This window comes from Cupriavidus sp. 96C5-1 (assembly GCF_057798855.1).
This window is the reverse complement of record NZ_JBYOJU010000004.1, coordinates 283,491-305,990: the sequence shown is the minus strand read 5'-3', so window position 1 is coordinate 305,990 and position 22,500 is coordinate 283,491. Positions and strand designations below refer to the sequence as shown.

The following is a 22,500-nucleotide window of genomic DNA, read 5'->3' as shown; positions in this document are numbered from 1 at the left end:
GGCAGGGGGGCGTGCGGCCTTGCGCCTGCGAACGCCAGCGCGGCCTGTACGCCACCCGCTGATCGCGTTTGAACCTTGCACAGGAACCTCGACATGAATTCGCCAGTCTTCGCGCACCTCGATAGTCCCCGACATGAAACAACCCCGGCCGGCGCGCAACGCCCGCGCGTCGAGGCCACGGCCACGCTGAAGCGCCGCCTGGTGCTGGCCGCGCTGGTTGCCGCCACCGGCCTGGCCTACGCGCTGCTGCCTGGCCGCGCGCAGGCCGAGGACCTGAGCGCCAGGGTGCTGCGCATCGGCTATCAGAAGTACGGCACGCTGACGCTGCTGAAAGCCCGCGGGACGCTGGAGAAGCGTCTCGCGCCGCAAGGCATTGCGGTCAGGTGGACCGAGTTCCCGGCCGGGCCCCAACTGCTCGAAGGCCTGAACGTCGGTGCGATCGACTTCGGCACCGTGGGCGAGGCCCCGCCGATCTTCGCGCAGGCGGCCGGCGCGCAGCTGGCCTATATCGGCAACGAGCCGCCGGCGCCCGGCGCGGAGGCCATCGTGGTGCCGCAGGGCTCGGCGCTGAAATCGGTGGCTGACCTGCGCGGCAAGCGCGTGGCGCTGAACAAGGGCTCCAACGTGCATTACCTGCTGGTGCGCCTGCTGGAGAAGGCGGGCGTGCCCTACAGCGAGATCCAGCCGGTCTACCTGGCGCCGGCCGATGCCCGCGCGGCCTTCGAGCGCGGCGCGGTGGACGCCTGGGTGATCTGGGATCCCTTCCTGGCTGCCGCCGAGAAGCAGTTGAATGCGCGCGTGCTGGCCGATGGCAGGGATGTGGTCAGCAATCACCAGTTCTACCTGGCTTCGCGCGCCTACGCGCAAGCCCGGCCGGACGTGGTGAAGGCCATCCTGGATGAGCTGGCCGCACTGGGCGCCTGGGCGGAGAACAACCCGCGCGAAGCGGTCGCCGTGCTGGTTCCCCAGCTCGGGCTGGACCCCGCCGTGGTGGCGCTCGCGGTGTCGCGCTTCGCTTACGGCGCCAGGCCCGTGACCCCCGCCGTGCTGGGCGAGCAGCAACGCATTGCCGACGTGTTCTACGCGCTCAAGCTGATTCCCAAGCCCGTCAAGGTGGCGGATGCCGCCTGGCAGGCCCGGCGCTGAGGGCCGCCCAATGCGTCGCGCGCCTTTGCGCCACGTGCTGATCGTGGCCCTCGTGACCGGCAGCCTGGGCGCCGCCTTGCTGGCGGCGGGCCTGGGCACGGCAGGCGATGGCCGGGCGGCGGCGGCGCCAGAGGCAGGCCGGGCAATGATCGCCGGCGTCGTGCCCGCGCAGGATCCGGCAAGGCTGTCATCTCGAACGGCCGACATCAACAAGCCAAGCTGAAGAGGCAAAGACATGCAAGTTTTCTGGTTCATCCCCACGCACGGCGACAGCCGCTACCTTGGTACGTCCGAAGGGGCGCGCGAGGTCAATCTCGACTACCTGAAGCAGATCGCCACCGCGGCCGATACGCTCGGCTACGAAGGCGTGCTGATCCCTACCGGCCGCTCCTGCGAAGATCCGTGGGTGGTGGCTTCCACCCTGGCCGCGGTGACGAGCCGCCTGCGCTTCCTGGTGGCGGTGCGTCCCGGGCTGATGGCGCCCACGCTGGCCGCGCGCATGGCGGCCACCTTCGACCGCCTGTCGGGCGGACGCCTGCTGGTCAACCTCGTGACCGGCGGCGATGTGTCGGAACTGGAAGGCGACGGCCTGTTCCTCGACCATGCCGCCCGCTATGAGGCCTCGGCCGAGTTCATCCGCATCTGGCGCGAGGTGCTGGCCGCCAGCCATGAAGGCGCCGAACTCGACTACGCAGGCAGGCATCTCAGGGTCAAGGGCGCCAAGGTCCTTTATCCGCCGCTGCAGCGCCCCCATCCGCCGGTGTACTTCGGTGGCTCGTCGGCCGACGCGCATGAACTGGCGGCCGAGCAGGTCGACACCTACCTGAGCTGGGGCGAGCCCCCGGCCGAGGTGGCGAAGAAAATCGCCGACGTGCGCCAGCGCGCGGCGCGCCACGGGCGCATCGTCAGGTTCGGCATCCGCCTGCACGTGGTCGTGCGCGACACCGACGATGAAGCCTGGGCGGCCGCCGGCCAGCTGATCAGCAAGCTCGACGATGCCACCGTGGCGCGCGCGCAGGCGGTGATCGGCAAGATGGATTCCGAAGGCCAGCGCCGCATGGCGGCGCTGCATGCCGGCGGCGGCGGGCGCAGCCGCGCGGAGCTGGAGATCAGCCCCAACCTGTGGGCCGGCGTGGGCCTGGTGCGCAGCGGCGCGGGCACCGCGCTGGTGGGGGACCCGCGGACCGTGGCGGCGCGCATGGAAGAATACGCCGAACTGGGCATCGATACCTTCGTGCTGTCCGGCTACCCGCACCTGGAGGAAGCCTACCGCTTCGCCGAACTGGTGTTCCCGCTGTTGCCGCGCCCGCTGCGCGACAAGCTGCAGGGCAAGGCGCTGTCAGGCCCCTTCGGGGAAGTCATGGCGACCGGCATCGTGCCGCGCGCGGCGCACGGCTGAAGGAGATCATCATGTCCGCTCCCTTGACGCTTGCGCCGCGCCGCGCCGAGTGGCTCCGGCAGGCGCTTGGCCCGGCCGCCCCGTGGGTGGTCCCCGTGCTGCTGGTGGTGGCGTGGCAGCTGGCTTCGCAGCTCGGCTGGCTGTCGAGCCGCATCCTGCCGGCGCCGCTCGACGTGGTGAAGGCCGCGTGGAGCCTGGCTGTGACGGGCGAACTGTGGCGCCACGTCTGGGTCAGTACCTGGCGCGCCGTGCTGGGCTTCACCATCGGCGGCGGCTTCGGGCTCGCGCTGGGGCTGCTCACCGGCACCTTCCGCCCGGCCGCGACCCTGCTCGACAGCACCTTGCAGATGGTGCGCAATATTCCGCCGCTGGCGCTGATTCCGCTGGTGATCCTGTGGTTCGGCATCGACGAGACCGCCAAGCTGTTCCTGGTTTCGCTGGGCGTGTTCTTTCCGATCTACCTGAACACCTACCACGGCATCCGCGCGGTCGATCCCGGCCTGATCGAAATGGCGAAAAGCTACGGCTTGTCAGGCTGGCGCCTTTATCGCGAGGTGATCCTGCCGGGCGCCCTGCCCAACATCCTGGTCGGGGTACGTTTCTCGCTCGGCCTGATGTGGGTGATCCTGATCGTGGCCGAGACCATCTCGGCGCAATCGGGCATCGGCTACATGACGATGAACGCGCGCGAGTTCCTGCAGACCGACGTGGTGCTGGTCGGCATCCTGCTCTATGCGTTGCTGGGCAAGCTGGCTGACTTGCTGTCGCGCGGCCTGGAGCGCTTCTGGCTGCGCTGGCACCCGGGCTACCAGGCGCATTGACGCCGGCGCTCCAAGGAGAACACGAAATGCAAAGCAACCCGATCGAACAGGCCGCGCTGGCCGAGGTGCCGGCCAGCGAATCCGGCCAGGGCCTGGCGCTGCGCGTGCAGCAGGTAGTGAAACGGTACGGCGGGCGCGAGGTGCTGCACGGTATCGACCTGCAGGCCGCGCCCGGCGAGTTCCTCGCCATCGTGGGCCGCAGCGGCTGCGGCAAGAGCACCTTGCTGCGGCTGGTGGCTGGCCTGGAGGACAGCGACGGCGGCGCCGTGACGCTGGACGACGCACCCGGCCGCAGGCAACGGGAGGCGGTGCGGGTGATGTTCCAGGACGCGCGCCTGCTGCCATGGAAGACCGTGCTGGACAACGTGGCGCTGGGGCTGCCGCGCGCGCGGCTGGCCGAGGCCGCCAGGGTGCTGGGCCAGGTTGGCCTGGCCGAGCGCGCGGGCGAATGGCCGGCACGCCTGTCGGGCGGCCAGCGCCAGCGCGTGGCGCTGGCGCGTGCACTGGTCCACCACCCGCGCCTGCTGCTGCTGGACGAGCCGCTGGGCGCGCTCGATGCGCTGACGCGCATCGAAATGCAGGGCCTGATCGAGGCGCTGTGGCAGCGCCTGGGTTTTACCGCGCTGCTGGTCACCCACGATGTCTCGGAGGCGGTCGCGCTGGCCGACCGTGTGGTGCTGATCGAGGATGGCCGCATTGCGCTGGACCAGCGTGTGGCGCTGCCGCGGCCGCGCCAGCGGGGCTCCGCCGCGTTCGCGCAGCTGGAGGACGCGGTCCTGCGCCGGGTGATGCAACGCGACGGGGCAGCGCCGCACGATGCCGGTGTGCCTGGGCACCATGCGGGCCGCGCGGCGGACTGGCCGGTCGCGCGCACGGCCGACTCGGTGCGCTGGGCGATCTAGGCGCGCAAACGCGGCAAGCGCCGGCAAGGTGGCAAACCATGCGGCAGACAAGCTTGCATGCAAGGCTGCATGCAAGGTGGCAGGCGAGACAAGCACCGTCATATGCCGGCGGGTCGGGCGGAGCCGGCGCAACCGGCGAGCGACCAGGGCGCGCGTGAGCGGGCAACGTCACTCATCGCAATTCACTCAACAGGTTTCACGCATTCTTCATTCTCACTGACGCAAAGGAACTTCTATCATGAGCATTCAGGCCATCAACGTACGTAACCAGTTCCGCGGCAAGGTTGCCGCCATCATCGAAGGCCCGGTGGTCTCGGAGGTCGACGTCGAGACGCCGGCCGGCATCGTCACCTCGGTCATCACCACCCGCTCGGTCAAGGACCTCGGCCTCGCCATCGGCAGCGAAGTGGTTGCCCTGGTGAAGGCCACCGAGGTCTCGCTGGCCAAGCTTTGACGTCTCGCCCGAGGCGCAGGCGCAACGCATAAGGAAATCGCAATGGCAAGCGCGAACGAAGCAGGCGTGGGGCTGGCGGCACTCACCCACTACCTGGAAGGGTTGCCGCGGCGGCCCGAGAACGATCGCCAGTTGTGGCGCGACGAGCGTGGCCAGGTGCAGGGCCAGTTCTACAACTGTTCGCTGACCAGCGCCTTCGAGCCGCTCATCACCTTGTCCAGCCGCGACGTGGTGGCGCACGAGGGCACGCTGCGCACCTATGCCGGCGACGGCGTGGGACTGGCCGCGTGGAAGCTGTTCGCCATGGCGGCGGACGATGCCTCGCTGGTCTCGCTGGACCGGCTCTCGCGGCTGGTGCATGCCATCAATTACTTCGCCGCGGACGGCGACCGCAAGCTGGTGCTCAATGTCCATAACCGGCTGCTGGCGGCGGTGGCCGACGATCATGGCTCCGCGTTCCGGCGCGCGCTGCAATCGCTCGGCCTGCCGCTCGAACGGTTCGTGATCCAGGTGCCGGCCAGCGCCAACGACGATCTGCCGCTGTTGCTGCATGTGGTGGGCAACTACCGCCGCAATGGCTTTGCCGTCAGCCTGCAGGCATCGGACCCGGCGGAGGCGGGCGCGTTGATGGCGCACGCCTTGCCTGACTGGCTCAAGCTCGACATGCGCCGCAACTGGACCGACCGCCAGCTGGCCGGGCTGCAGGCCAGCGCGGACAGCGCCGGCGTGACCCTGATCGGGCGCCGCCTGGAGAACGCCGAGCATGCCGAGCGGCTGCAGGCGGCCGGCATCGCGCTGGGGCAGGGCAGCTACACCGGCGCGGCGGTCAGCGCGCGCAACCTGCGCGATGTGCGAGGGGAGCGCGGCGGTGCCGGCAATGACGAAACCGAGGGTGGGGCGGCCCGGACCCGGTCCGGCCGTGCCCAGATGGAGTTGAGCAAGGAGCCGATATGACGCAGACGAAGAGGCCGGCCGCGATGGAGCCGCGCGGCGGGCAGGCGGGCAGTGGCGGACGGGCCGCCGAGGTGCGGCTGAAGGTACCCAAGGGTCTGCAGATCCTGACGGTACCCGGCCTGCACGGCAGCGGCCCGGGCCACTGGCAAAGCCGCTGGGAGCAGCGTTTCCCGGACTGGCAGCGGGTGGAGCAGCACGACTGGTCGCGCCCGAGCCTGCCGCTGTGGGCCGAGCGCGTCTCCGAGAGCGTGATGCGGGCGCAGCGGGTGGCGCAGCGCGGGGCCATCCTGGTGGCGCACAGCTTCGGCTGCCTGGCGGCGCTGCGCCAGGCAGCGCTGGATCCCGAAGGCATCGCGGGCGCATTGCTGGTGGCGCCGGCCGATCCGGACAAATTCGGCGTGGCCGGGCTGCTGCCGGCACACCGCCTGGCGTTTCCCACCATCCTGGTGGCCAGCCGCAACGATCCATGGATGCTGCAGCGCACGGCCTTCAGCTGGGGCACGCTGTGGGGCAGCGAGCTGCACGACGCAGGCATGCTGGGCCACATCAATGCGGATTCCGGGCTGGACCAGTGGCCTGAAGGGCTCGCGCTGCTGGATACCCTGATCCAGCGGATCGAGGCGGAGGGCAGCGCCGGTCTGTCCGGGGACCGCGCCGGGCCTTGGGAAGCGGGCGTGGAAGTGTCGTCCACGTTTCCTTATATCTAAAACGCCTAAGAACATACGTAAAGATTCGTTCTGTTTATAAGGCGGTATCTGCAGAATTTGTCTCGTAGGCCGGTGCCTTATGCGCCGGCGTCATAAAGAAACCGTCCCCGCTTCCTGGATTTCTGGCCAGAAACCTTGCCGAAATCCTTTGTCGGGCGGCGGATACGACACCGACGGCACAGACGAGACGACATGCCACCCTCGATTTCCCTGGCGGACAATCCGCCCCCGGCGAGGCCGGATACCCCGCAGGCGCGCAGGCGCACGCCCGTCAAACCGGGCAAGCAGCGCTTTACCGTGCTCCCGGGCTTTGGCCTGTCGTTGGGCTTCACGCTGTTCTATCTGACGCTGATCGTCCTGATCCCGCTGTCGGCGACCTTTCTCAAGACCTTCACCATGAGCTGGGAAGGTTTCTGGAGTGCGGTGAGTGCCCCCCGGGTGGTGGCTTCCCTGCAACTCAGCTTCGGCGCTTCGCTGATCGCCGCCATCGTGAACACCGTGTTCGGGCTGGTGGTGGCCTGGGTGCTGGTGCGCTACCGCTTTCCCGGCAAGCGCCTGGTCGATGCGCTGGTGGACCTGCCGTTTGCCTTGCCCACCGCGGTGGCCGGTATCGCACTGACCGCGCTGTACGCCGGCAACGGCTGGCTCGGCCGCTACCTGGAGCCGCTCGGCATCAAGGTGGCCTTCACGCCGCTGGGCGTGGTGGTGGCGCTGACCTTCATCGGGCTGCCCTTCGTGGTGCGCACCGTGCAGCCGGTGCTGGAGGATGCGGAGCAGGAACTGGAGGAGGCCGCCGCCAGCCTGGGCGCCACCCGCCTGCAGACCTTTGTCCGCGTGATCCTGCCGACCATCCTGCCGGCGCTGCTGACCGGGTTCGCGCTGTCTTTCGCCCGGGCCACTGGCGAGTACGGCTCGGTGGTGTTTATCTCCGGCAATATGCCGATGGTCTCCGAGATCGCGCCGCTGATGATTTATTCCAAGCTGGAGCAATACGACTACGCGGGCGCCACCGCGGTGGCGGTGGTGATGCTGGTGATCTCCTTCGCCCTGCTGCTGCTGGTCAACCTGCTGCAGGCGTGGACACGCCGCCACCACCAGGCAGTGCGCGCCTCCGTGGCGCTGGATACGGAGCACTGACATGGCCGGCGTCGTTACCAAGGGCCTGGGCGGCCGTTCCGCCCCCGCCGCACGTTTTCGGGATGCCACGGGCGAGGCGCCGTGGGTGCGCTACACCCTGATCACGATCGCGGTGGTGTTCCTCGCACTGTTCCTGTTCATCCCGCTGGCTTCGGTGTTCTATGAAGCGCTGCGCAAGGGGGTGCAGACGTATTTCGATGCGCTGGTCGAGCCAGATGCCGTGGCCGCGATCCAGCTCACGCTGCTGGTGGCCGCCTTTGCGGTCCCGCTCAACGTGGTGTTCGGCGTGTCCGCGGCGTGGGCCATCGCCAAGTTCGATTTCCGCGGCAAGAATCTGCTGATCACGCTGATCGACCTGCCGTTCTCGGTGTCGCCGGTGATCTCGGGCCTGGTCTATGTGTTGCTGTTCGGCGCGCAGGGCTGGCTGGGGCCGTGGCTGCAGGCGCACGACATCAAGATCATGTTCGCGGTGCCGGGCATCGTGCTGGCCACCATCTTCGTCACCTTTCCCTTTGTCGCGCGGGAGCTGATTCCGCTGATGCAGGCGCAAGGCAGCGAGGAAGAAGAGGCCGCCATCGTGCTGGGCGCCTCGGGCTGGCAGACCTTCCGCCGTATCACCCTGCCCAATATCCGCTGGGGCCTGCTGTACGGCGTGATCCTGTGCAATGCGCGGGCCATGGGCGAGTTCGGCGCGGTCTCGGTGGTATCGGGCCATATCCGCGGGCTCACCAACACCATGCCGCTGCACGTGGAGATCCTCTACAACGAGTACAACTTCGCGGCCGCCTTCGCGGTGGCATCGCTGCTGACGCTGCTGGCCCTGGTCACGCTGGGCATCAAGACGCTGGTGGAATACCGGGCGCGCGGCGAACACGCGGAAGACGGGAACTTCGCGCCGGAAAACCCGGCCGCCGGCAAATTGCAAGGACAGGCATCATGAGCATCCAGGTCAAGAATGTGCAGAAGCGCTTCGGCAATTTCGTCGCGCTCGACGACGTCACGCTCGATTTCGACGAAGGCCAGCTGACGGCGCTGCTGGGGCCATCCGGCTGCGGCAAGACCACCCTGCTGCGCATCATCGCCGGCCTGGAGCGGGCGGACGATGGCCAGATCCTGCTGGAAGGGCGCGATGCCTCGCACCAGCATGTGCGCCAGCGCCAGGTCGGCTTTGTCTTCCAGCATTACGCCCTGTTCAAGCACATGACAGTGTTCGAGAACGTGGCCTTCGGCCTGCGCGTGAAGCCGCGCGCCGAGCGCCCGGGCGAAGCGCAGATCCGCGACAAGGTCCGCTCGCTGCTGGAACTGGTGCAGCTCGACTGGCTGGCCGACCGCTATCCGCCGCAGTTGTCCGGCGGGCAGCGCCAGCGCATTGCGCTGGCCCGCGCGCTGGCGGTGGAGCCGCGCGTGCTGCTGCTCGACGAGCCGTTCGGCGCGCTCGACGCCAAGGTCCGCAAGGAACTGCGCCGCTGGCTGCGCCGCCTGCACGACGAGCTGCACGTGACCAGCGTGTTCGTCACCCACGACCAGGAAGAAGCGCTTGAAGTGGCCGACCAGGTGGTGCTGATGAACCGCGGCCACGTGGAGCAGGCGGGCACGCCGGAAGCCGTCTACAACCATCCGGCCACGCCCTTCGTGTTCGGCTTCCTCGGCAACGTCAACCTGTTCCACGGCCGGCTTGAAGTCGGGGAGCGGGGCGGCCTGCTGCATACCGGCGACGCGATCCTGCCTGTCACCGGCAGCGGGCACGAAGCGGCTGGCGACGCCGTGGCCTATGTCCGTCCGCACGATCTCGATCTCGAACGCTATGCGCCCGGCGCCGACGGCATCGCGGTGACGCTGCGCCGCGCGCTCACGCTGGGCCCCGTGGCCCAGCTCGAACTGGAACGCGAAGATACCCAGGAGGTGATCGAAGTGGCGCTGCCGCTCGAGCGCTTCCGCCACCAGGGCTTCCGCGAAGGCGAACTGCTGGCGGTAAGGCCGCGCCAGTTGCGTGTCTTCGCCCAGCCGCAGTCCCACGACAAAGCCAGATCACAATCACAATCACAAGCCCGGGCCAATGTTGCCCCGGCGGGAGCCGCATCATGAATTTCCAGCAACTGCGTTCGATCCGCGAGGCGGTACGCCGCCAGTTCAACCTGACCGAGGTCGCCAATGCCCTCTACACTTCGCAGCCTGGCGTATCCCGCCAGATCCGCGAGCTGGAGGAGGAGCTTGGCGTCGAGATCTTCGAGCGCTACGGCAAGCGCCTGACTGGCCTGACCGAGCCCGGCCGCGAGATCGTGCGCATCGTCGAGCGCCTGCTGCTCGAGGCCGAGAACCTGCGCCAGGCCGGCGACGAATTCGCCGGCCGCCATACCGGCCGCCTGACGGTGGCCACCACCCACACCCAGGCACGCTATGCCCTGCCCAAGGTGGTGCAGAGCTTCCGCCGCGCCTATCCGCACGTGACGCTGGCGCTGCAGGAAGCCTCGCCGGCGCATATCGTGGAACTGCTGCTGACCGGGCAGGCGGATATCGGGATCGCTACCGAGGCGGTGGCCAGCGAAGCGGGCCTGACGTCGTTCGAGGCCTACACCTGGCAGCACGTGCTGGTGGTGTCGCCGGAGCATCCGCTGACGCACCTGCCGGAGCCGACGCTGGAGGATATCGCCGGTTTCCCGATCATCACCTACGACGCCGGCTTCACCGGCCGCCGCAAGATCGACGGGGCCTTTGCCGCGGCCGGCCTGCAGCCGGAGATCGTGCTGACCGCCATGGACGCCGATGTGATCAAGACCTATGCGGAGCTGGACCTGGGCGTGGGCATCATCGCCTCGATGGCCTACGACGAGCGCAAGGATGCCGGGCTGGTGCGGATCTCGGCCGATCACCTGTTCGAGTCCAATACCACCAGCGTGGCAGTGCGGCGGGGCGCCTACCTGCGCGGCTACGCGCATGCCTTCATCAATATGTTCGCGCCCCACCTGTCGCGCGATACGGTCACCAGCGCGCTGTCGGAACCCGCCGGCGGGCAGGTGGTGGAAGCCTGACCGGCGGCAAGCGCGGAAAGGCGCGCCGGTGGGGAAGGGGCGCCGCCGGCGCCTCCCGGCAGGCGCCATGACGGGCGTTCCTCTTTGCCAACCCGGTGCCGCTGGCACCGCATCCTCGCCTTTCGCGCCCCCGATTCTCCATTCGTCGCACACTACTTCCGCCAAGCGCGTGCCCGGCGTACAGTCGCTACAGTTCGTGGCGGAATACATTGAAGGCGTCACATCGGATTGATGCACCGCAACAATGACGGTGCGCCCGAGAGAGCAGCGAAGCGCGAGGAGAGCGAGATGAAACAAGGCCGTGGCGGCAAGGGGCTGATTGCCCCCGTGATCCTGATCCTGCTGGGCGGGATCTTCCTGGCACAGAACACCGGTGTCCTGCCGGAATACGTCGCCCGCGAGGGATGGCCGCTGCTGCTGGTGGCCGTGGGCGTGCTGCTGCTGGTGCGCCGTCTGGTCTGGCGCCGCGTCAACCAGCGCGGCACCGGGCAATGAGCCGGCACCCGGAAGGGCTGCTGCGCTGGCAATGGCACGGCTACGCCCGCAATCACACGCATCCGCGCAGCCTGTTGCTGCACATCGTCGCCGTGCCGATGTTCCTGGCGGGCAATGTGCTGTTCTTCTATGGCCTGCTGTCGTTGTCCGTTCCCGCGTTGGGCCTGGGCGTGCTGTGCATGGCCCTGTCGATGATGCTCCAGGGGCGCGGTCACCGGTTCGAGGCGGTCCGGCCCGAGCCGTTTGCCGGCCCGCTCGACGTGGCGCAGCGCATCCTGGCCGAACAGTGGATCACCTTCCCGCGCTATGTGCTGACGGGACAATGGTGGGCCGCCTTGCAGGGCAAGGCGGCCGTGGATGCCGTGGACGGCCCGGAGCCGGGCAAGGCGGCACGGCACACGCGCGAACCGGGCCATGGGCGCCCAAGCGTATGAGCGCCCGCTACAATGTGCTGTCACTGATTTGTCTGCGGGCCTGGCCCGCCGGGTTTGTATTCCCGCCGTTCGCCCGCCAGGGCGTGGAGGCCACGCGCAAATGAAATCGATGGATCGCTGCCCCGCCGCCATACCCTCCCGCATCTCTATCCTTGGCCGCGACCTGGTGTTCGTGGTGTGCATCAACACCGTGATCGCCGTGTGCCTGAACTACGGTTTTCGCACCGGGGGTTCGCTCTGGCACAACTTCGTCTACAGCCAGTTCATCGGCGTGTCGATCTGGCTGTTGATCGACATCGCGCGCGTGGTGATCTGGTGGAACGAGCGCCCCCGGCGCTGGCCTTTCCTGTGCCTGACCGCCGTTGCCGTGCCGCTGGGGGTGATCCTGGGCAGCTGGGCCACGCGCATCGTCCTCAACGAGCCGGCGAAGTCCTTGGAGGAAGCCACGGACATGCTGCGCATGTGCCTGGTGGTGGGCATGCTCGCTTCGGCCAGCATGATCTACTTCTACTGGTCGCGGGAGAAGCTCGCCCATCTGGAGCGGCAGGCCGCGCTCGACGCCCTGCAGCGCGAGGAAGCGGAGAAGCAACTGGTACGTGCGCAGCTGATGGCGCTGCAGGCACAGATCGAGCCGCATTTCCTGTTCAACTCCCTGGCCAACCTGGATTGCCTGATCGCAACAGACCAGCAGGCCGCGCGGCGGCTGCTGCAACGGCTGATCGGCTTCCTGCGCATGTCGCTGGCGCACACGCGTGCCGAGCAATGCACGCTGCGCCAGGAGTTCGAGTTGCTGCGCAGCTATCTCGACATACAGGCGCTGCGCTTCGGCACGCGCTTGAGCTACGACATCGAATTGCCCCCTGAGCTCGCGGAGGTGGAGATCCCGCCCATGCTGATCCAGCCGCTGGTGGAGAACGCGGTCAGCCATGGCATCGAGCCGTGCATGCGTGGCGGCAGGATCGTGCTGTCGGCGCGCGCCCAGGGCGACGCCGCGGTGCAGGTGGTGATCGCCGATACCGGGGTTGGTTTCGGGCATGCCATGACCAAGGGCTCCGGCCTGGGCCTGACCCATGTGCGCGAGCGGCTGGCCCGTATCTTCGGGGCCGCCGCCAGCATGCAGATGGAAGAGAACACCCCGCGCGGCGTGATTGTCCGGCTGACCTTGCCGGTCGTGCGCACCCCGGTGCCGGCAGCGGTGCCGGCGCCGGCACCGGCGGCGTCGGCCAATGTCGCCGCCGGCATCGGGATGGCCCCCGTCGCGCGGGCCGCGCAGCGCGTTTCCCATTCCTGAGGCGACTGACCGCTTCACCCGTCCCGGCTGCCCCGGCTGATCCAACCGCTTACTATTGCCCCCATGTCTCCGACCTTGTTGATCGCCGACGACGAGCCGCTGCTCGCGCGCGTCCTGCATGCCGAATTATCCAGCCTCTGGCCCGAGGCGCAAATCGTCGCCGTGGTGCACGACGGCGTATCCGCGCTGGAGGCGGCCCGCCAACACGCGCCGCAGGTGGCCTTCCTCGATATCCGCATGCCTGGCATGAGCGGCATGGACGTGGCCCGCGAACTGATGGAATTCGATCATCCGCCGCTGGTCGTCTTCGTCACGGCATACGACCAGTTCGCGCTCGAAGCCTTCGAGCGCGAGGCGGTCGATTACGTGCTCAAGCCGGTGCAGCCGGACCGGCTGGAGGCGACGGTGCACCGCCTCAAGGCTCGGCTGGCAGCGCACGCGCAGGCCAGCGAGGAGGGCGGCGGCGTGATCGACACCGAGCGCCTGGCGCAGTTGCTGGCGCGGCTGGAGACGCTGGAGCCGGGTGGCATGCCGGGCCAGCAGGCGCCGGCGGGCGCGCCCCAGCATGGCTACCTGCGCTTTATCAAGGCGCTGGTGGGGCAGGAGATCCGCATTATCCCGGTCGATGAAGTGATCTATCTGGAGGCGACGGACAAATACGTCAACGTCGTGTCCGTCGGTGGCGAGGCGCTGATCCGCACCAGCCTGCGCGAGCTCTCGCAGCAGCTCGATCCCGAGCGCTTCTGGCAGATCCACCGCGGCACCGTGGTGAATATCGATTGCGTGGCCAGCGCGGTGAACCAGTCGCTCGGGCGGCTCGCGCTCAAGCTGCGCAACCGCTCCGAAACCCTGCCGGTCGCGCGCCAGTACGCTTACCTGTTCAAGCAGATGTAGCGGGCAGGGCACTCCTGCCGGGGGCGGTTTTCCTCTATGATGCGGTATTCGCAGCGCGCTCAACGGGCCAGGCAGCAGCGGCCGGCGCGCCATGCCTCAGTCCAGCACACAGCCGCCCGATGACCACCGCCACCTTTGACCCCGTTCGCAATCCGCTGCGCCACGATGCCCAGGTGATCGGCCTGGTCGGGCTGGCCCACGGCGTTTCGCACTTCTACCATCTGCTGCTGGCGCCCCTGTTTCCCTGGATCAAGGCCGAGTTCGGGCTGAGCTACGCCGAGCTGGGTTTGCTGATGACGGTGTTCTTTGCCGTCTCGGCGGTGGTGCAGACGGCTTCGGGCTTCGTGGTCGACCGCTTCGGCGCCTCGCCGGTGCTGTTCGGGGGGCTTGGGCTGCTGGGCGCCGCCGCCCTGCTGCTGTCGGTCAGCCCCAGCTATGCCATGCTGCTGCTCGGCGCCGGCGTGGCCGGCATCGGCAACGGCGTCTTCCATCCCGCCGATTTCACCTTGCTCAACAAGCATGTGTCGCAGCCGCGGCTGGGCCACGCGTTCTCGGTGCATGGCATCTCGGGCAACCTGGGCTGGGCCGCGGCGCCGGTTTTCCTGGTGACCATCGCCGAATTCGGCAGCTGGCGCACCGCCCTTGGCTGCGCCTCGGTGGTGGCCTTTGGCGTGCTGGCGGTATTGCTTGCGTTGCGGCATGTGCTCGATCCCCGCAGCACCCATGGCGCCGCCCCCAGGCCAGCAACGGCGGCCAAGGCCGGTGGCGGCATGCTGGCGTTCCTCAAGCTGCCCCAGGTGTGGATCTGCTGGGCCTTCTTCCTGATCACGACGTTCTCGTTCTCCGGTATCCAGAGCTTCGCGCCGACCGCGCTGACCCAGCTCTATGGCATGCCGCTGACGCTCGCCACGGCTTGCTACACCGCCTATATGCTGTGCAGCGCGGGCGGCATGATCGTGGGCGGCTTCGCCGCCGGACGCACCAGCAACCACGACCGCCTGATCGCCATGAGTTTCACGTTGTCGGGCCTGGTCGCCATCGTGGTGGGGCTGGGCGCGTTGCCGGCCGCGCTGGTGCCGGTGCTGATGGGCGTGATCGGCTTCGGCGCGGGTACCGCCGGGCCTTCGCGGGATTTGCTGGTGCGCGCCGCGGCGCCGGCCGGGGCCACCGGGCGGGTCTATGGCGTGGTCTACTCCGGCCTGGATATCGGGCTGGCCAGCGGGCCGCTGTTCTTTGGCGCGCTGATGGACGCGCGCTGGCCCAGCTGGGTCTTCTTCATGATCGGCGCTTTCCAGATGCTGGCGATCTTCACTGCCGTCACGGTGGGCAATGGCAACCGTTCGCGGCGCGAGATGGCAGGCAAGCGGGCGGCCGCCGGCTGACGCCAGGCCCGGCCCGGAATGCGCGAGGGCGTGAGCGGGCCACCCCAGGAATCCACGGTTCCGCACGGAACCTTCAACCGCGACTGTCGATTGCCCATGGCCAATTCCAATTCCGCTGTTAGCGCTTCCCATGACGCCGCCGGGGCCCCGCCCCAGCCGGGCGGCCATGTCCTGGTCGATGCACTGCTGGCCCACGGCGCCGAGCTCGCGTTCGGGGTGCCTGGCGAGAGCTATCTTGCCGTGCTCGACGGATTCCACGCGCGGCGCGATCGCCTGCGCTTCGTGATCTGCCGGCAGGAGGGCGGGGCGGCGGTCATGGCCGAAGCCTACGGCAAGCTGACCGGGCAGCCCGGCCTGGCGTTCTGCACGCGCGGCCCCGGCGCCACCAATGCCAGCATCGGCGTGCATACGGCATACCAGGACTCCACGCCGATGATTCTCTTCATCGGCCAGGTCGGCGGCGATTTTGCCGATCGCGAGGCGTTCCAGGAGATCGACTACCGCCGCATGTTCGGCCAGATGGCCAAGTGGGTGGCGCAGATCGACCGCGCGGAGCGGATTCCCGAGTACATCGCGCGGGCCTACCAGACCGCTACCTCCGGCAGGCCCGGCCCGGTGGTGCTGGCGCTGCCGGAGGATATGCTCTCCCAGCAGGCCGCCGTGCCGCAGCTGGCGCATTACCAGCGCGTCATGAGCTGGCCGGGGGAGGCGGACCTGGCCCGGCTGGCCGGCATGCTGGCGGCCGCCGAGCGTCCCTTTGTGATTGCCGGCGGCAGCGGCTGGACGCCGCAGGCCTGCCAGGACCTGCAGCGCTTTGCCGAACGATTCCGGTTGCCGGTGGGTTGCGCCTTCCGCTTCCAGGACCTGTTCGACAGCCGCCACGCCAGCTATGCGGGCGATGTCGGCATTGGCATCAACCCGGCCCTGGCGGAGCGCATCCGCGCGGCCGACCTGGTGCTGGCCATCGGCCCGCGCCTGGGCGAGATGACCACCGGCGGGTATACGCTGCTGGCCGCACCCCGGCCCGCGCAGACCTTGATCCACGTGCATGCGGGCGCCGAGGAGCTGGGCAGCGTCTACCAGGCCGACCTGATGGTGCAGGCCTCGATGCCGGCCATTGCGGCACGGCTCGCGCGGCTCGATGCGCCGGCCGCGCCGCGCTGGCAGGCATGGACCGCCGCCGCGCACGCGGACTATGAAGCTTATGTCGAGCCGCGCCCTTATGCCGGGCCGGGTGTGGACCTGGCCGCCATGGTGCGCACGCTGGATGCCGTACTGCCGGCCGACGCCGTGGTGACCAACGGCGCCGGCAACTACGCCAGCTGGCTGCATCGCTATTTCCGCTACCGGCCTTTTGCGGGCGGTGGCCGCGGCCAGCTTGCGCCGACCAGCGGCGCCATGGGCTACGGCGTGCCGGCGGCGGTAGGCGCCAAGATCGCCTTCCCCGGGCGCACCGTGGTGGCGCTGGCGGGCGACGGCTGCTTCCTGATGAATGGCCAGGAACTGGCCACGGCCATGCAGTATGGCGCGGCAATCATTGTCATCGTCGTCAACAACGGCATGTACGGCACCATCCGCATGCACCAGGAGCGGGAGTATCCCGGCCACGTAAGCGGCACGGAGTTGCACAATCCCGATTTCGCGGCGCTGGCGCGGGCCTATGGCGCGCGCGGCGCCGTCGTCACCCGCAACGAAGAATTCGAGCCGGCCCTGCGCGAGGCGCTGGCCGCGCCGGTCGCCAGCCTGATCGAGATCCGCATCGACCCCGAACAGATTACGCCGCGCACCACGCTGCAGGCCATCCGCGCCCAGGCGCTGGCAGCGCGGGGCGGGTCCTGAGGCGGGACGGCGCCGTCGTGCGGCGTTCTTGTCGATTGCCTTGTTTTTGGCCTTCCTTTTCCAACCTAGCTACCTGACCAACCTGACTTAGGAGTCCTCCATGAGCCTTGCTACCACCGATCTGTGCGATGCCAACGAGACACGCCTGGCCGACGGCTCGCTGCGCGTGCTGGCGCCGGTGTTCCGCCATTTCGGCAAACGCACGGCCTTCTCCGGCCCGGCAGCCACGCTGAAGGTGTTCGAAGACAATTCGCTGGTGCGCGAAGCGGTCGAGTCGCCCGGCAATGGCCGCGTGCTGGTGGTGGACGGGGGCGGCTCGCTGCGCTGCGCGCTGGTGGGCGGCAATCTTGGCGTGCTGGCCGAGAAGAACGGGTGGGCCGGCATCATCGTCAACGGCAGCGTGCGCGACAGCGCGGAGCTGGCGGTTTGCGATATCGGCGTGCGCGCCCTGGCCCTGCATCCGCAGAAAAGCCAGAAACGCAATATCGGCGAGCGCGAGGTCGCGGTGCTGATGCCGGGCGCGGTGGTGCGGCCGGGCAACTGGATCTATGCGGACGCCGACGGCGTGCTGGTGGCGGACAGCAAGCTGGAGGGCTGAGCATGCCGGTGGTTTTCGTCTACGGCACGCTGCGCGCCGGCGAAGTCAACGATCTCAACGCGGCCGCGCGCCGGCACGGCATTGCCGCGCCGAGGCTGCTGGGCGGCGCAACCGTGCCGGGCCGGCTCTATGACTTCGGCAACTATCCCGGCCTGGTGCTCGACGATGCCGCTCCCGGCGTGGCGGGCGACCTCTACGAGGTCGACGCCGCCCTGGTGCCCATACTCGATGAAATCGAAGAGGTCTACCCCGGTCAGGCCTCGCTCTTCATCCGTGAAGAGCGGCCGGTGGTGGCGGGCGGCCGATCCGTGCACTGCCTGCTGTATCCCGTGGGCGAGGATGCTGTAGCGGGCTTGCCGCGCATCGCTTCCGGGGACTGGGTGGCTTACCGGCGCGCGCGCGCGGACGGCCGCTCCGCCCAGGGCTGATGCCGCTGCTGCCCGCTGCAAGCCGGCGCGCGGTGGCGGTTTGCATCCGTTTCAAACGCCATGGCGCCGGCTCGCGGGGCAGCGGGTCCTGGCGTAGCATGGTCAACCATTCCATTGTTCAATGTCATGGTTGACCATGCCCGCTCCCGATACCAGCCTGCCGAATGCCGTGCGTACCGACCTGGGCACGCATGCTCCCGCCCCCGGTCCCGCGCTGCGCTTCGTCCACTCGGGCGCGGTGCGGCTGCTTGTCAAGACCTGGGGCGATCCGGCACGCCGCGCGATCGTGCTGGTGCACGGCTATCCGGACAACAGCACGGTCTGGCACGGCGTGGCGCGGCTGCTTGCCAATGACTACTACGTCGTGGCCTATGATGTGCGCGGCGCGGGCGGCTCCTCGGCGCCCAAAGGCGTGCCGGCGTACCGTCTGGCCAGGCTGACGGAAGACTTCAGCGCGGTGATCGACGCCGTCTCGCCCGACGCGCCGGTGCATCTGGTCGGCCATGACTGGGGTTCGATCCAGTGCTGGGAATTTGTCACCGAAGCGCGCCTGCATGGCCGCATCGCGTCGTTCACGTCCTGCTCCGGGCCTTGCCTGGACCACGTCGGCTACTGGATGCGCGGAAACCGCCGCCTCTCGCTCGCGGCGCTGTCCCGCTCGCTGCGTCAGATGGTGTCGTCCTGGTACATCTATCTCTTCCATTTGCCATGGCTGCCGGAGCTGGGTTGGCGCTTGTGGATGGGGCGCGCGTGGCCGGCGTACCTGAAGCGCTCCGAGCGCATCGACGCGGACCCCAACCCCACCCAGGCCGCGGACGGCCGCCATGGCCTGGCCCTTTACCGCGCCAATATGCTGCCGAGGCTGTTCTCGCCGCGCGAACGCCACGCGCATGTGCCGGTACAGGTGATCGTGCCGCTGCTGGACCGCTATGTCGGGCCGGCACTGTCCGAGGATCTGTCGCGCTGGGTCGGACGCTGGTGGCGCCGCGAGGTGCGGGCGCGGCACTGGTTGCCGCTGGCGGATCCTGCCGGGATGGCTAACATGGTGAAAGATCTTGCGGGGTATATCGAGGGCGGCCCGGAGCCGCTGGCTTTGCGGCAGGCGCGCATGCCGGATGGGCAAGGCGGAGGGGAAGGCGGGACTGTGCGGCAGGCGTGAGCCGGCGCGCTGGCGCAATCCCTGATTTTCATAATGCGGAAAGCAGTTTTGTGCGGCAAAAAAATGTAGATGCGCAGCACAACGGCCATTTCTCATGATGGAAGATCACTTGCCGTATCGTGAAATATGCTTTGCAAGCATATGATTATAAAGAATAAAAAAACAAAGCAATGACTGCATTTCGGGCTGTTGCGACGCGGGACGTTTCCCTACACTCTTATATAAGACACATGACCTGAGGCGCGAAAAACAGGGGTGGCGAGGCAAGCAGGATGCAGCCTCCGGACCGTCCCCGAAAGTGCACCGGTCGGCAAGCCGGCAATGCAGTCCGGCAAGCCCGTCGCAAGTTTCCTATGCCATACCCGTCTCAATCACCAGGAGAGTGCAATGTCCCGCGAACTCGAAGCTCAGAAACTGCAAAAAGAATGGGAAACCAATCCACGCTGGAAGGGCATCGCGCGTCACTACACTGCCGATGACGTCGTCCGCCTGCGCGGCTCCGTGCAGATCGAGCACACCCTGGCCCGCCGCGGTGCGGAAAAGCTGTGGCACCTGCTGAACACCGAGCCCTTCGTCAACACGCTGGGCGCGCTGACCGGCAACCAGGCCATGCAGCAGGTCAAGGCCGGCCTGAAGGCTATCTACCTGTCGGGCTGGCAAGTCGCCGGCGACGCCAACCTGGCCGGCGAAATGTACCCCGACCAGTCGCTGTACCCGGCCAACTCGGTGCCGATGGTGGTCAGGCGCATCAACAACACCTTCCAGCGCGCCGACCAGATCCAGTGGAGCGAAGGCAAGGGCGACACCGACTTCTTCGCGCCGATCGTGGCTGACGCCGAAGCCGGTTTCGGCGGCGTGCTGAACGCTTTCGAACTGATGAAGTCCATGATCGAAGCGGGCGCCGCCGGCGTGCACTTCGAAGACCAGCTGGCTTCGGTCAAGAAGTGCGGCCACATGGGTGGCAAGGTGCTGGTGCCGACGCGTGAAGCCGTCGCCAAGCTGACCGCCGCGCGCCTGGCTGCCGATGTGTCCGGCGTGCCGACCCTGGTGATCGCCCGTACCGACGCCGAAGCCGCCGACCTGCTGACCTCCGACGTGGACGAGCGCGATCGCCCGTTCTGCACCGGCGAGCGCACGGTGGAAGGTTTCTACCGCACCAAGCCCGGCATCGAGCAGTCGATCGCCCGTGCCCTGGCCTACGCTGAAGTGGCCGACCTGGTGTGGTGCGAAACCGGCAAGCCGGACCTGGAGTTCGCCAAGAAATTTGCCGAAGCCGTGCACGCCAAGTTCCCGGGCAAGCTGCTGGCCTACAACTGCTCGCCGTCGTTCAACTGGAAGAAGAACCTGGACGATGCCACCATCGCCAGGTTCCAGAAGGAACTGGGCGCGATGGGCTACAAGTTCCAGTTCATCACGCTGGCCGGCTTCCACTCGCTGAACTACTCGATGTTCAACCTGGCCTACGGCTATGCCCGCAACCAGATGAGCGCTTTCGTCGAACTGCAGGAAAACGAGTTCGCCGCTGCCGAGAAGGGCTTCACCGCCGTCAAGCACCAGCGCGAAGTCGGTACCGGCTACTTCGACGCCGTGACCCAGACCATCGAAGGCGGCCAGTCGTCGACGACCGCACTGAAGGGTTCGACCGAGGACGAACAGTTCTTCGACAAGAAGGTGGCCTGAGTATTGGATTATTAGATCGCCAGCTTCGACAGCTGGTCAGCTTGGCGGGCGCGCGACCATCGCGCCCGCCAATTAGGCGCCGCGCCGTGTCTCTCTCAGGGGCGGCGCGGTTTTTTGTTTTTGGGCGCCCGCCCGCTGTGGCCCGGAAATGGCGAGCCGGGGCCGATGCGTGAAAAAATGTCAAAAAAAGTGTCCGTGTAGATTCAGATATTTCTGGTTCACTTGGGTGGATTTCAGCGATATGATTCGGCCGTGTGCCAGAAGAGGCACGCAGGGGGTCGCCGGTCTGCCACCGGCACATGTCCGTAAAAGTCACTGGCCGGCAACCTGGCCGGTGCACATCCCAAGAAGAAATCAATCATGAAGCACAAACTCTCCCTGGCGGCCATCGCTGCTCTTTCCGCCGTTGTGGCTGGCTGCGCCGGCACCAATGTCGACGGCATGCTGGGCGCCGGCACGTCGATGCTCAAGGCGGCCTCGCTGAGCGACGGCGATGTCAAGGCCATGTCCGACCAGTCTTGCGCGGAGCTCGACAAGTCCAACAAGATCGCGGCGGCCAACAGCACCTACGGCAAGCGCCTGACCAAGATCATGTCCGGCCTGCAGTCGACCGACGTGTCCAACATCAACGCCAAGGTCTACCTGACCAAGGACGTCAACGCCTGGGCCATGGCTAACGGCTGCGTGCGCGTCTACAGCGGCCTGATGGACATGATGACCGACGACGAAGTGCGCGGCGTGGTTGGCCACGAACTGGGCCACGTGGCACTGGGCCACACCAAGAACAAGATGCAGGTGGCGTACGCCGCCATGGCGGCACGCGGCGCGCTGGCCGCCAGCGGCAATGGCGCCGTGGCTGCCTTGTCGTCCTCGCAACTGGGCGAAATGGGCGAGAAGCTGATCAACGCGCAATTCTCGCAAACGCAGGAAAGCGCCGCCGACGACTACTCGTTCGACGTGTTGACCAAGAACAAGGCCAATACCCGCGGCCTGGTCACGGCGTTCCAGAAGCTGGCCAAGCTGGATGGCGGCAAGTCGAGCATGTTCTCGTCGCACCCGGGCTCGGAAGACCGCGCCAATCATATCGAAGACCGCATCAAGAAGGGAAGCTGATCCCGACCGGCGTAGCCGGTTGGACGAAAAGCGAAAAGGCTGGCTGCCCCAATCGGGCAGCCAGCCTTTTTTCGTCTTTGCCGGCCCGCGCCGGTTGCTCAGCGATACACGATCACCGGGATATCGGTGTGTGTCAGCACCTTCTGCGTCTCGCTGCCCAGCAACAGGCCGGACAGACCGCGCCGGCCATGCGAAGCCATGAAGATCACGTCGCAGCCATGGCGCTCGGCCGCGTCGATGATACCCAGGTAGGGCACCGCGAAGGTGGTCATATCGGCGTCGAAACTGATGCCCTGGGCCGTAGCGGCGGTCTCCACTTCCTTCAGGTACAGCTTGGCCTGGCTTTCGATGCGGTCCTTGAAGGCCTGGGGCGCCTCCACCACGATCTCGCTGAAGGGCGTGTAGGGGTATTCCTCCAGGCAGACATAGGCGGTAACACGCGCATTGATTGTCCTGGCGAGTTCCAGCGCGCCGTCGATGGCCTTCTTGGACAGTTCCGAACCGTCGGTAGGTAGCAGGATGTGCTTGAACATGCTGGACTCCTTTGGGGCGTATTGGACGTATGAACGTAGAGGCGGATGGCCGGGTGGCAGGCCGCACGGCACCTGTCAGCCTTTATTGTAGGTAGAGGTGGCGCA

23 protein-coding genes and 1 pseudogene are annotated in these 22,500 nt (G+C 67.6%); 23 read left to right on the top strand and 1 reads right to left on the bottom strand.

From position 1 onward, the window contains the following. Positions 1 to 93: 93 nt before the first annotated feature. From AC3FOF_RS08055 to loiP, 23 genes and pseudogenes are all read left to right on the top strand, one after another. Positions 94 to 1,146, top strand: coding sequence for a sulfonate ABC transporter substrate-binding protein (locus AC3FOF_RS08055; RefSeq protein ID WP_276267340.1), 1,053 nt, complete (start codon positions 94 to 96; stop codon positions 1,144 to 1,146). Positions 1,147 to 1,156: 10 nt separating this feature from the next. After that, positions 1,157 to 1,369, top strand: coding sequence for a hypothetical protein (locus AC3FOF_RS08050; RefSeq protein ID WP_276267339.1), 213 nt, complete (start codon positions 1,157 to 1,159; stop codon positions 1,367 to 1,369). A 12-nt stretch (positions 1,370 to 1,381) separates the two neighbouring features. Beyond that, positions 1,382 to 2,545, top strand: a complete 1,164-nt coding sequence (ssuD, locus tag AC3FOF_RS08045; RefSeq protein WP_488726253.1) for an FMNH2-dependent alkanesulfonate monooxygenase — start codon at positions 1,382 to 1,384, stop codon at positions 2,543 to 2,545. 11 nt (positions 2,546 to 2,556) lie between these two features. Further along, positions 2,557 to 3,366: an aliphatic sulfonate ABC transporter permease SsuC gene (gene ssuC / locus AC3FOF_RS08040; protein ID WP_488726252.1), complete on the top strand. Its 810-nt coding sequence runs from the start codon at positions 2,557 to 2,559 to the stop codon at positions 3,364 to 3,366. 26 nt (positions 3,367 to 3,392) lie between these two features. After that, on the top strand, positions 3,393 to 4,268 hold the full coding sequence (locus tag AC3FOF_RS08035) for an ATP-binding cassette domain-containing protein (RefSeq protein WP_488726251.1): 876 nt from the start codon (positions 3,393 to 3,395) through the stop codon (positions 4,266 to 4,268). Between the two features lie 238 nt (positions 4,269 to 4,506). Then, the gene (locus AC3FOF_RS08030) at positions 4,507 to 4,722 is read left to right on the top strand and encodes a TOBE domain-containing protein (protein ID WP_017224957.1); all 216 of its coding nucleotides are present in this window, start codon (positions 4,507 to 4,509) and stop codon (positions 4,720 to 4,722) included. 42 nt (positions 4,723 to 4,764) lie between these two features. Continuing rightward, positions 4,765 to 5,676: an EAL domain-containing protein gene (locus AC3FOF_RS08025; RefSeq protein ID WP_276264461.1), complete on the top strand. Its 912-nt coding sequence runs from the start codon at positions 4,765 to 4,767 to the stop codon at positions 5,674 to 5,676. Positions 5,677 to 5,699: 23 nt separating this feature from the next. Then, positions 5,700 to 6,383: an RBBP9/YdeN family alpha/beta hydrolase gene (locus tag AC3FOF_RS08020; RefSeq protein ID WP_488726304.1), complete on the top strand. Its 684-nt coding sequence runs from the start codon at positions 5,700 to 5,702 to the stop codon at positions 6,381 to 6,383. 192 nt (positions 6,384 to 6,575) lie between these two features. After that, entirely contained in the window at positions 6,576 to 7,520 is a 945-nt protein-coding gene (gene cysT / locus AC3FOF_RS08015) for a sulfate ABC transporter permease subunit CysT (RefSeq protein ID WP_488726250.1), read from the top strand. Between the two features lies 1 nt (position 7,521). Then, a complete protein-coding gene (gene cysW / locus AC3FOF_RS08010) occupies positions 7,522 to 8,460 on the top strand; it encodes a sulfate ABC transporter permease subunit CysW (protein ID WP_488726249.1) in 939 nt (312 codons plus the stop codon). After that, the gene (locus AC3FOF_RS08005; RefSeq protein ID WP_017230771.1) at positions 8,457 to 9,605 is read left to right on the top strand and encodes a sulfate ABC transporter ATP-binding protein; all 1,149 of its coding nucleotides are present in this window, start codon (positions 8,457 to 8,459) and stop codon (positions 9,603 to 9,605) included. Before cysW ends, AC3FOF_RS08005 begins: the two co-directional genes overlap by 4 nt. Further along, complete coding sequence (locus tag AC3FOF_RS08000; RefSeq protein ID WP_276264458.1) at positions 9,602 to 10,549, top strand: CysB family HTH-type transcriptional regulator; 948 nt, start codon at positions 9,602 to 9,604, stop codon at positions 10,547 to 10,549. Before AC3FOF_RS08005 ends, AC3FOF_RS08000 begins: the two co-directional genes overlap by 4 nt. A gap of 288 nt (positions 10,550 to 10,837) precedes the next feature. Next, on the top strand, positions 10,838 to 11,044 hold the full coding sequence (locus tag AC3FOF_RS07995; protein ID WP_017230773.1) for a LiaI-LiaF-like domain-containing protein: 207 nt from the start codon (positions 10,838 to 10,840) through the stop codon (positions 11,042 to 11,044). Next, positions 11,041 to 11,478, top strand: a complete 438-nt coding sequence (locus AC3FOF_RS07990) for a terminase (RefSeq protein ID WP_488726248.1) — start codon at positions 11,041 to 11,043, stop codon at positions 11,476 to 11,478. Before AC3FOF_RS07995 ends, AC3FOF_RS07990 begins: the two co-directional genes overlap by 4 nt. A gap of 100 nt (positions 11,479 to 11,578) precedes the next feature. Beyond that, positions 11,579 to 12,769, top strand: a complete 1,191-nt coding sequence (locus AC3FOF_RS07985) for a sensor histidine kinase (protein ID WP_488726247.1) — start codon at positions 11,579 to 11,581, stop codon at positions 12,767 to 12,769. A gap of 63 nt (positions 12,770 to 12,832) precedes the next feature. Beyond that, positions 12,833 to 13,663 carry a LytR/AlgR family response regulator transcription factor gene (locus AC3FOF_RS07980; protein ID WP_276263813.1) on the top strand — a complete coding sequence of 277 codons (831 nt, stop codon included), beginning with the start codon at positions 12,833 to 12,835 and terminating at the stop codon, positions 13,661 to 13,663. A gap of 119 nt (positions 13,664 to 13,782) precedes the next feature. Further along, the gene (locus tag AC3FOF_RS07975) at positions 13,783 to 15,045 is read left to right on the top strand and encodes an MFS transporter (RefSeq protein WP_488726246.1); all 1,263 of its coding nucleotides are present in this window, start codon (positions 13,783 to 13,785) and stop codon (positions 15,043 to 15,045) included. A 96-nt stretch (positions 15,046 to 15,141) separates the two neighbouring features. After that, entirely contained in the window at positions 15,142 to 16,884 is a 1,743-nt protein-coding gene (locus tag AC3FOF_RS07970) for a thiamine pyrophosphate-binding protein (RefSeq protein ID WP_488726245.1), read from the top strand. 100 nt (positions 16,885 to 16,984) lie between these two features. Then, complete coding sequence (gene rraA, locus AC3FOF_RS07965; protein ID WP_488726244.1) at positions 16,985 to 17,482, top strand: ribonuclease E activity regulator RraA; 498 nt, start codon at positions 16,985 to 16,987, stop codon at positions 17,480 to 17,482. A gap of 2 nt (positions 17,483 to 17,484) precedes the next feature. Next, the gene (locus AC3FOF_RS07960; protein ID WP_017223890.1) at positions 17,485 to 17,910 is read left to right on the top strand and encodes a gamma-glutamylcyclotransferase family protein; all 426 of its coding nucleotides are present in this window, start codon (positions 17,485 to 17,487) and stop codon (positions 17,908 to 17,910) included. A gap of 136 nt (positions 17,911 to 18,046) precedes the next feature. Beyond that, positions 18,047 to 19,033, top strand: a pseudogene (locus AC3FOF_RS07955) (alpha/beta fold hydrolase); the annotation flags it as partial. A 423-nt stretch (positions 19,034 to 19,456) separates the two neighbouring features. Continuing rightward, entirely contained in the window at positions 19,457 to 20,749 is a 1,293-nt protein-coding gene (gene aceA, locus AC3FOF_RS07950) for an isocitrate lyase (protein WP_017223888.1), read from the top strand. Positions 20,750 to 21,109: 360 nt separating this feature from the next. Further along, entirely contained in the window at positions 21,110 to 21,862 is a 753-nt protein-coding gene (gene loiP, locus AC3FOF_RS07945; RefSeq protein ID WP_017223887.1) for a metalloprotease LoiP, read from the top strand. Between the two features lie 98 nt (positions 21,863 to 21,960). On the opposite strand, the gene AC3FOF_RS07940 is transcribed toward loiP, so the two are convergent. Then, positions 21,961 to 22,395, bottom strand: coding sequence for a universal stress protein (locus tag AC3FOF_RS07940; RefSeq protein ID WP_017223886.1), 435 nt, complete (start codon positions 22,393 to 22,395; stop codon positions 21,961 to 21,963). Between the last annotated feature and the right edge of the window lie 105 nt (positions 22,396 to 22,500).

Coding starts and splice junctions, on each gene's coding strand:
- AC3FOF_RS08030 (WP_017224957.1), top strand. CDS start 4,507: ATGAGCATTCAGGCCATCAACGTACGTAACCAGTTCCGCGGCAAGGTT.
- AC3FOF_RS08025 (WP_276264461.1), top strand. CDS start 4,765: ATGGCAAGCGCGAACGAAGCAGGCGTGGGGCTGGCGGCACTCACCCAC.
- rraA (WP_488726244.1), top strand. CDS start 16,985: ATGAGCCTTGCTACCACCGATCTGTGCGATGCCAACGAGACACGCCTG.
- AC3FOF_RS07995 (WP_017230773.1), top strand. CDS start 10,838: ATGAAACAAGGCCGTGGCGGCAAGGGGCTGATTGCCCCCGTGATCCTG.
- cysW (WP_488726249.1), top strand. CDS start 7,522: ATGGCCGGCGTCGTTACCAAGGGCCTGGGCGGCCGTTCCGCCCCCGCC.
- AC3FOF_RS08000 (WP_276264458.1), top strand. CDS start 9,602: ATGAATTTCCAGCAACTGCGTTCGATCCGCGAGGCGGTACGCCGCCAG.
- AC3FOF_RS08020 (WP_488726304.1), top strand. CDS start 5,700: ATGGAGCCGCGCGGCGGGCAGGCGGGCAGTGGCGGACGGGCCGCCGAG.
- AC3FOF_RS08055 (WP_276267340.1), top strand. CDS start 94: ATGAATTCGCCAGTCTTCGCGCACCTCGATAGTCCCCGACATGAAACA.
- AC3FOF_RS08005 (WP_017230771.1), top strand. CDS start 8,457: ATGAGCATCCAGGTCAAGAATGTGCAGAAGCGCTTCGGCAATTTCGTC.
- AC3FOF_RS08035 (WP_488726251.1), top strand. CDS start 3,393: ATGCAAAGCAACCCGATCGAACAGGCCGCGCTGGCCGAGGTGCCGGCC.
- AC3FOF_RS08050 (WP_276267339.1), top strand. CDS start 1,157: ATGCGTCGCGCGCCTTTGCGCCACGTGCTGATCGTGGCCCTCGTGACC.
- ssuC (WP_488726252.1), top strand. CDS start 2,557: ATGTCCGCTCCCTTGACGCTTGCGCCGCGCCGCGCCGAGTGGCTCCGG.
- AC3FOF_RS07985 (WP_488726247.1), top strand. CDS start 11,579: ATGAAATCGATGGATCGCTGCCCCGCCGCCATACCCTCCCGCATCTCT.
- aceA (WP_017223888.1), top strand. CDS start 19,457: ATGTCCCGCGAACTCGAAGCTCAGAAACTGCAAAAAGAATGGGAAACC.
- cysT (WP_488726250.1), top strand. CDS start 6,576: ATGCCACCCTCGATTTCCCTGGCGGACAATCCGCCCCCGGCGAGGCCG.
- AC3FOF_RS07960 (WP_017223890.1), top strand. CDS start 17,485: ATGCCGGTGGTTTTCGTCTACGGCACGCTGCGCGCCGGCGAAGTCAAC.
- loiP (WP_017223887.1), top strand. CDS start 21,110: ATGAAGCACAAACTCTCCCTGGCGGCCATCGCTGCTCTTTCCGCCGTT.
- AC3FOF_RS07980 (WP_276263813.1), top strand. CDS start 12,833: ATGTCTCCGACCTTGTTGATCGCCGACGACGAGCCGCTGCTCGCGCGC.
- AC3FOF_RS07975 (WP_488726246.1), top strand. CDS start 13,783: ATGACCACCGCCACCTTTGACCCCGTTCGCAATCCGCTGCGCCACGAT.
- ssuD (WP_488726253.1), top strand. CDS start 1,382: ATGCAAGTTTTCTGGTTCATCCCCACGCACGGCGACAGCCGCTACCTT.
- AC3FOF_RS07970 (WP_488726245.1), top strand. CDS start 15,142: ATGGCCAATTCCAATTCCGCTGTTAGCGCTTCCCATGACGCCGCCGGG.
- AC3FOF_RS07990 (WP_488726248.1), top strand. CDS start 11,041: ATGAGCCGGCACCCGGAAGGGCTGCTGCGCTGGCAATGGCACGGCTAC.
- AC3FOF_RS07940 (WP_017223886.1), bottom strand. CDS start 22,395: ATGTTCAAGCACATCCTGCTACCTACCGACGGTTCGGAACTGTCCAAG.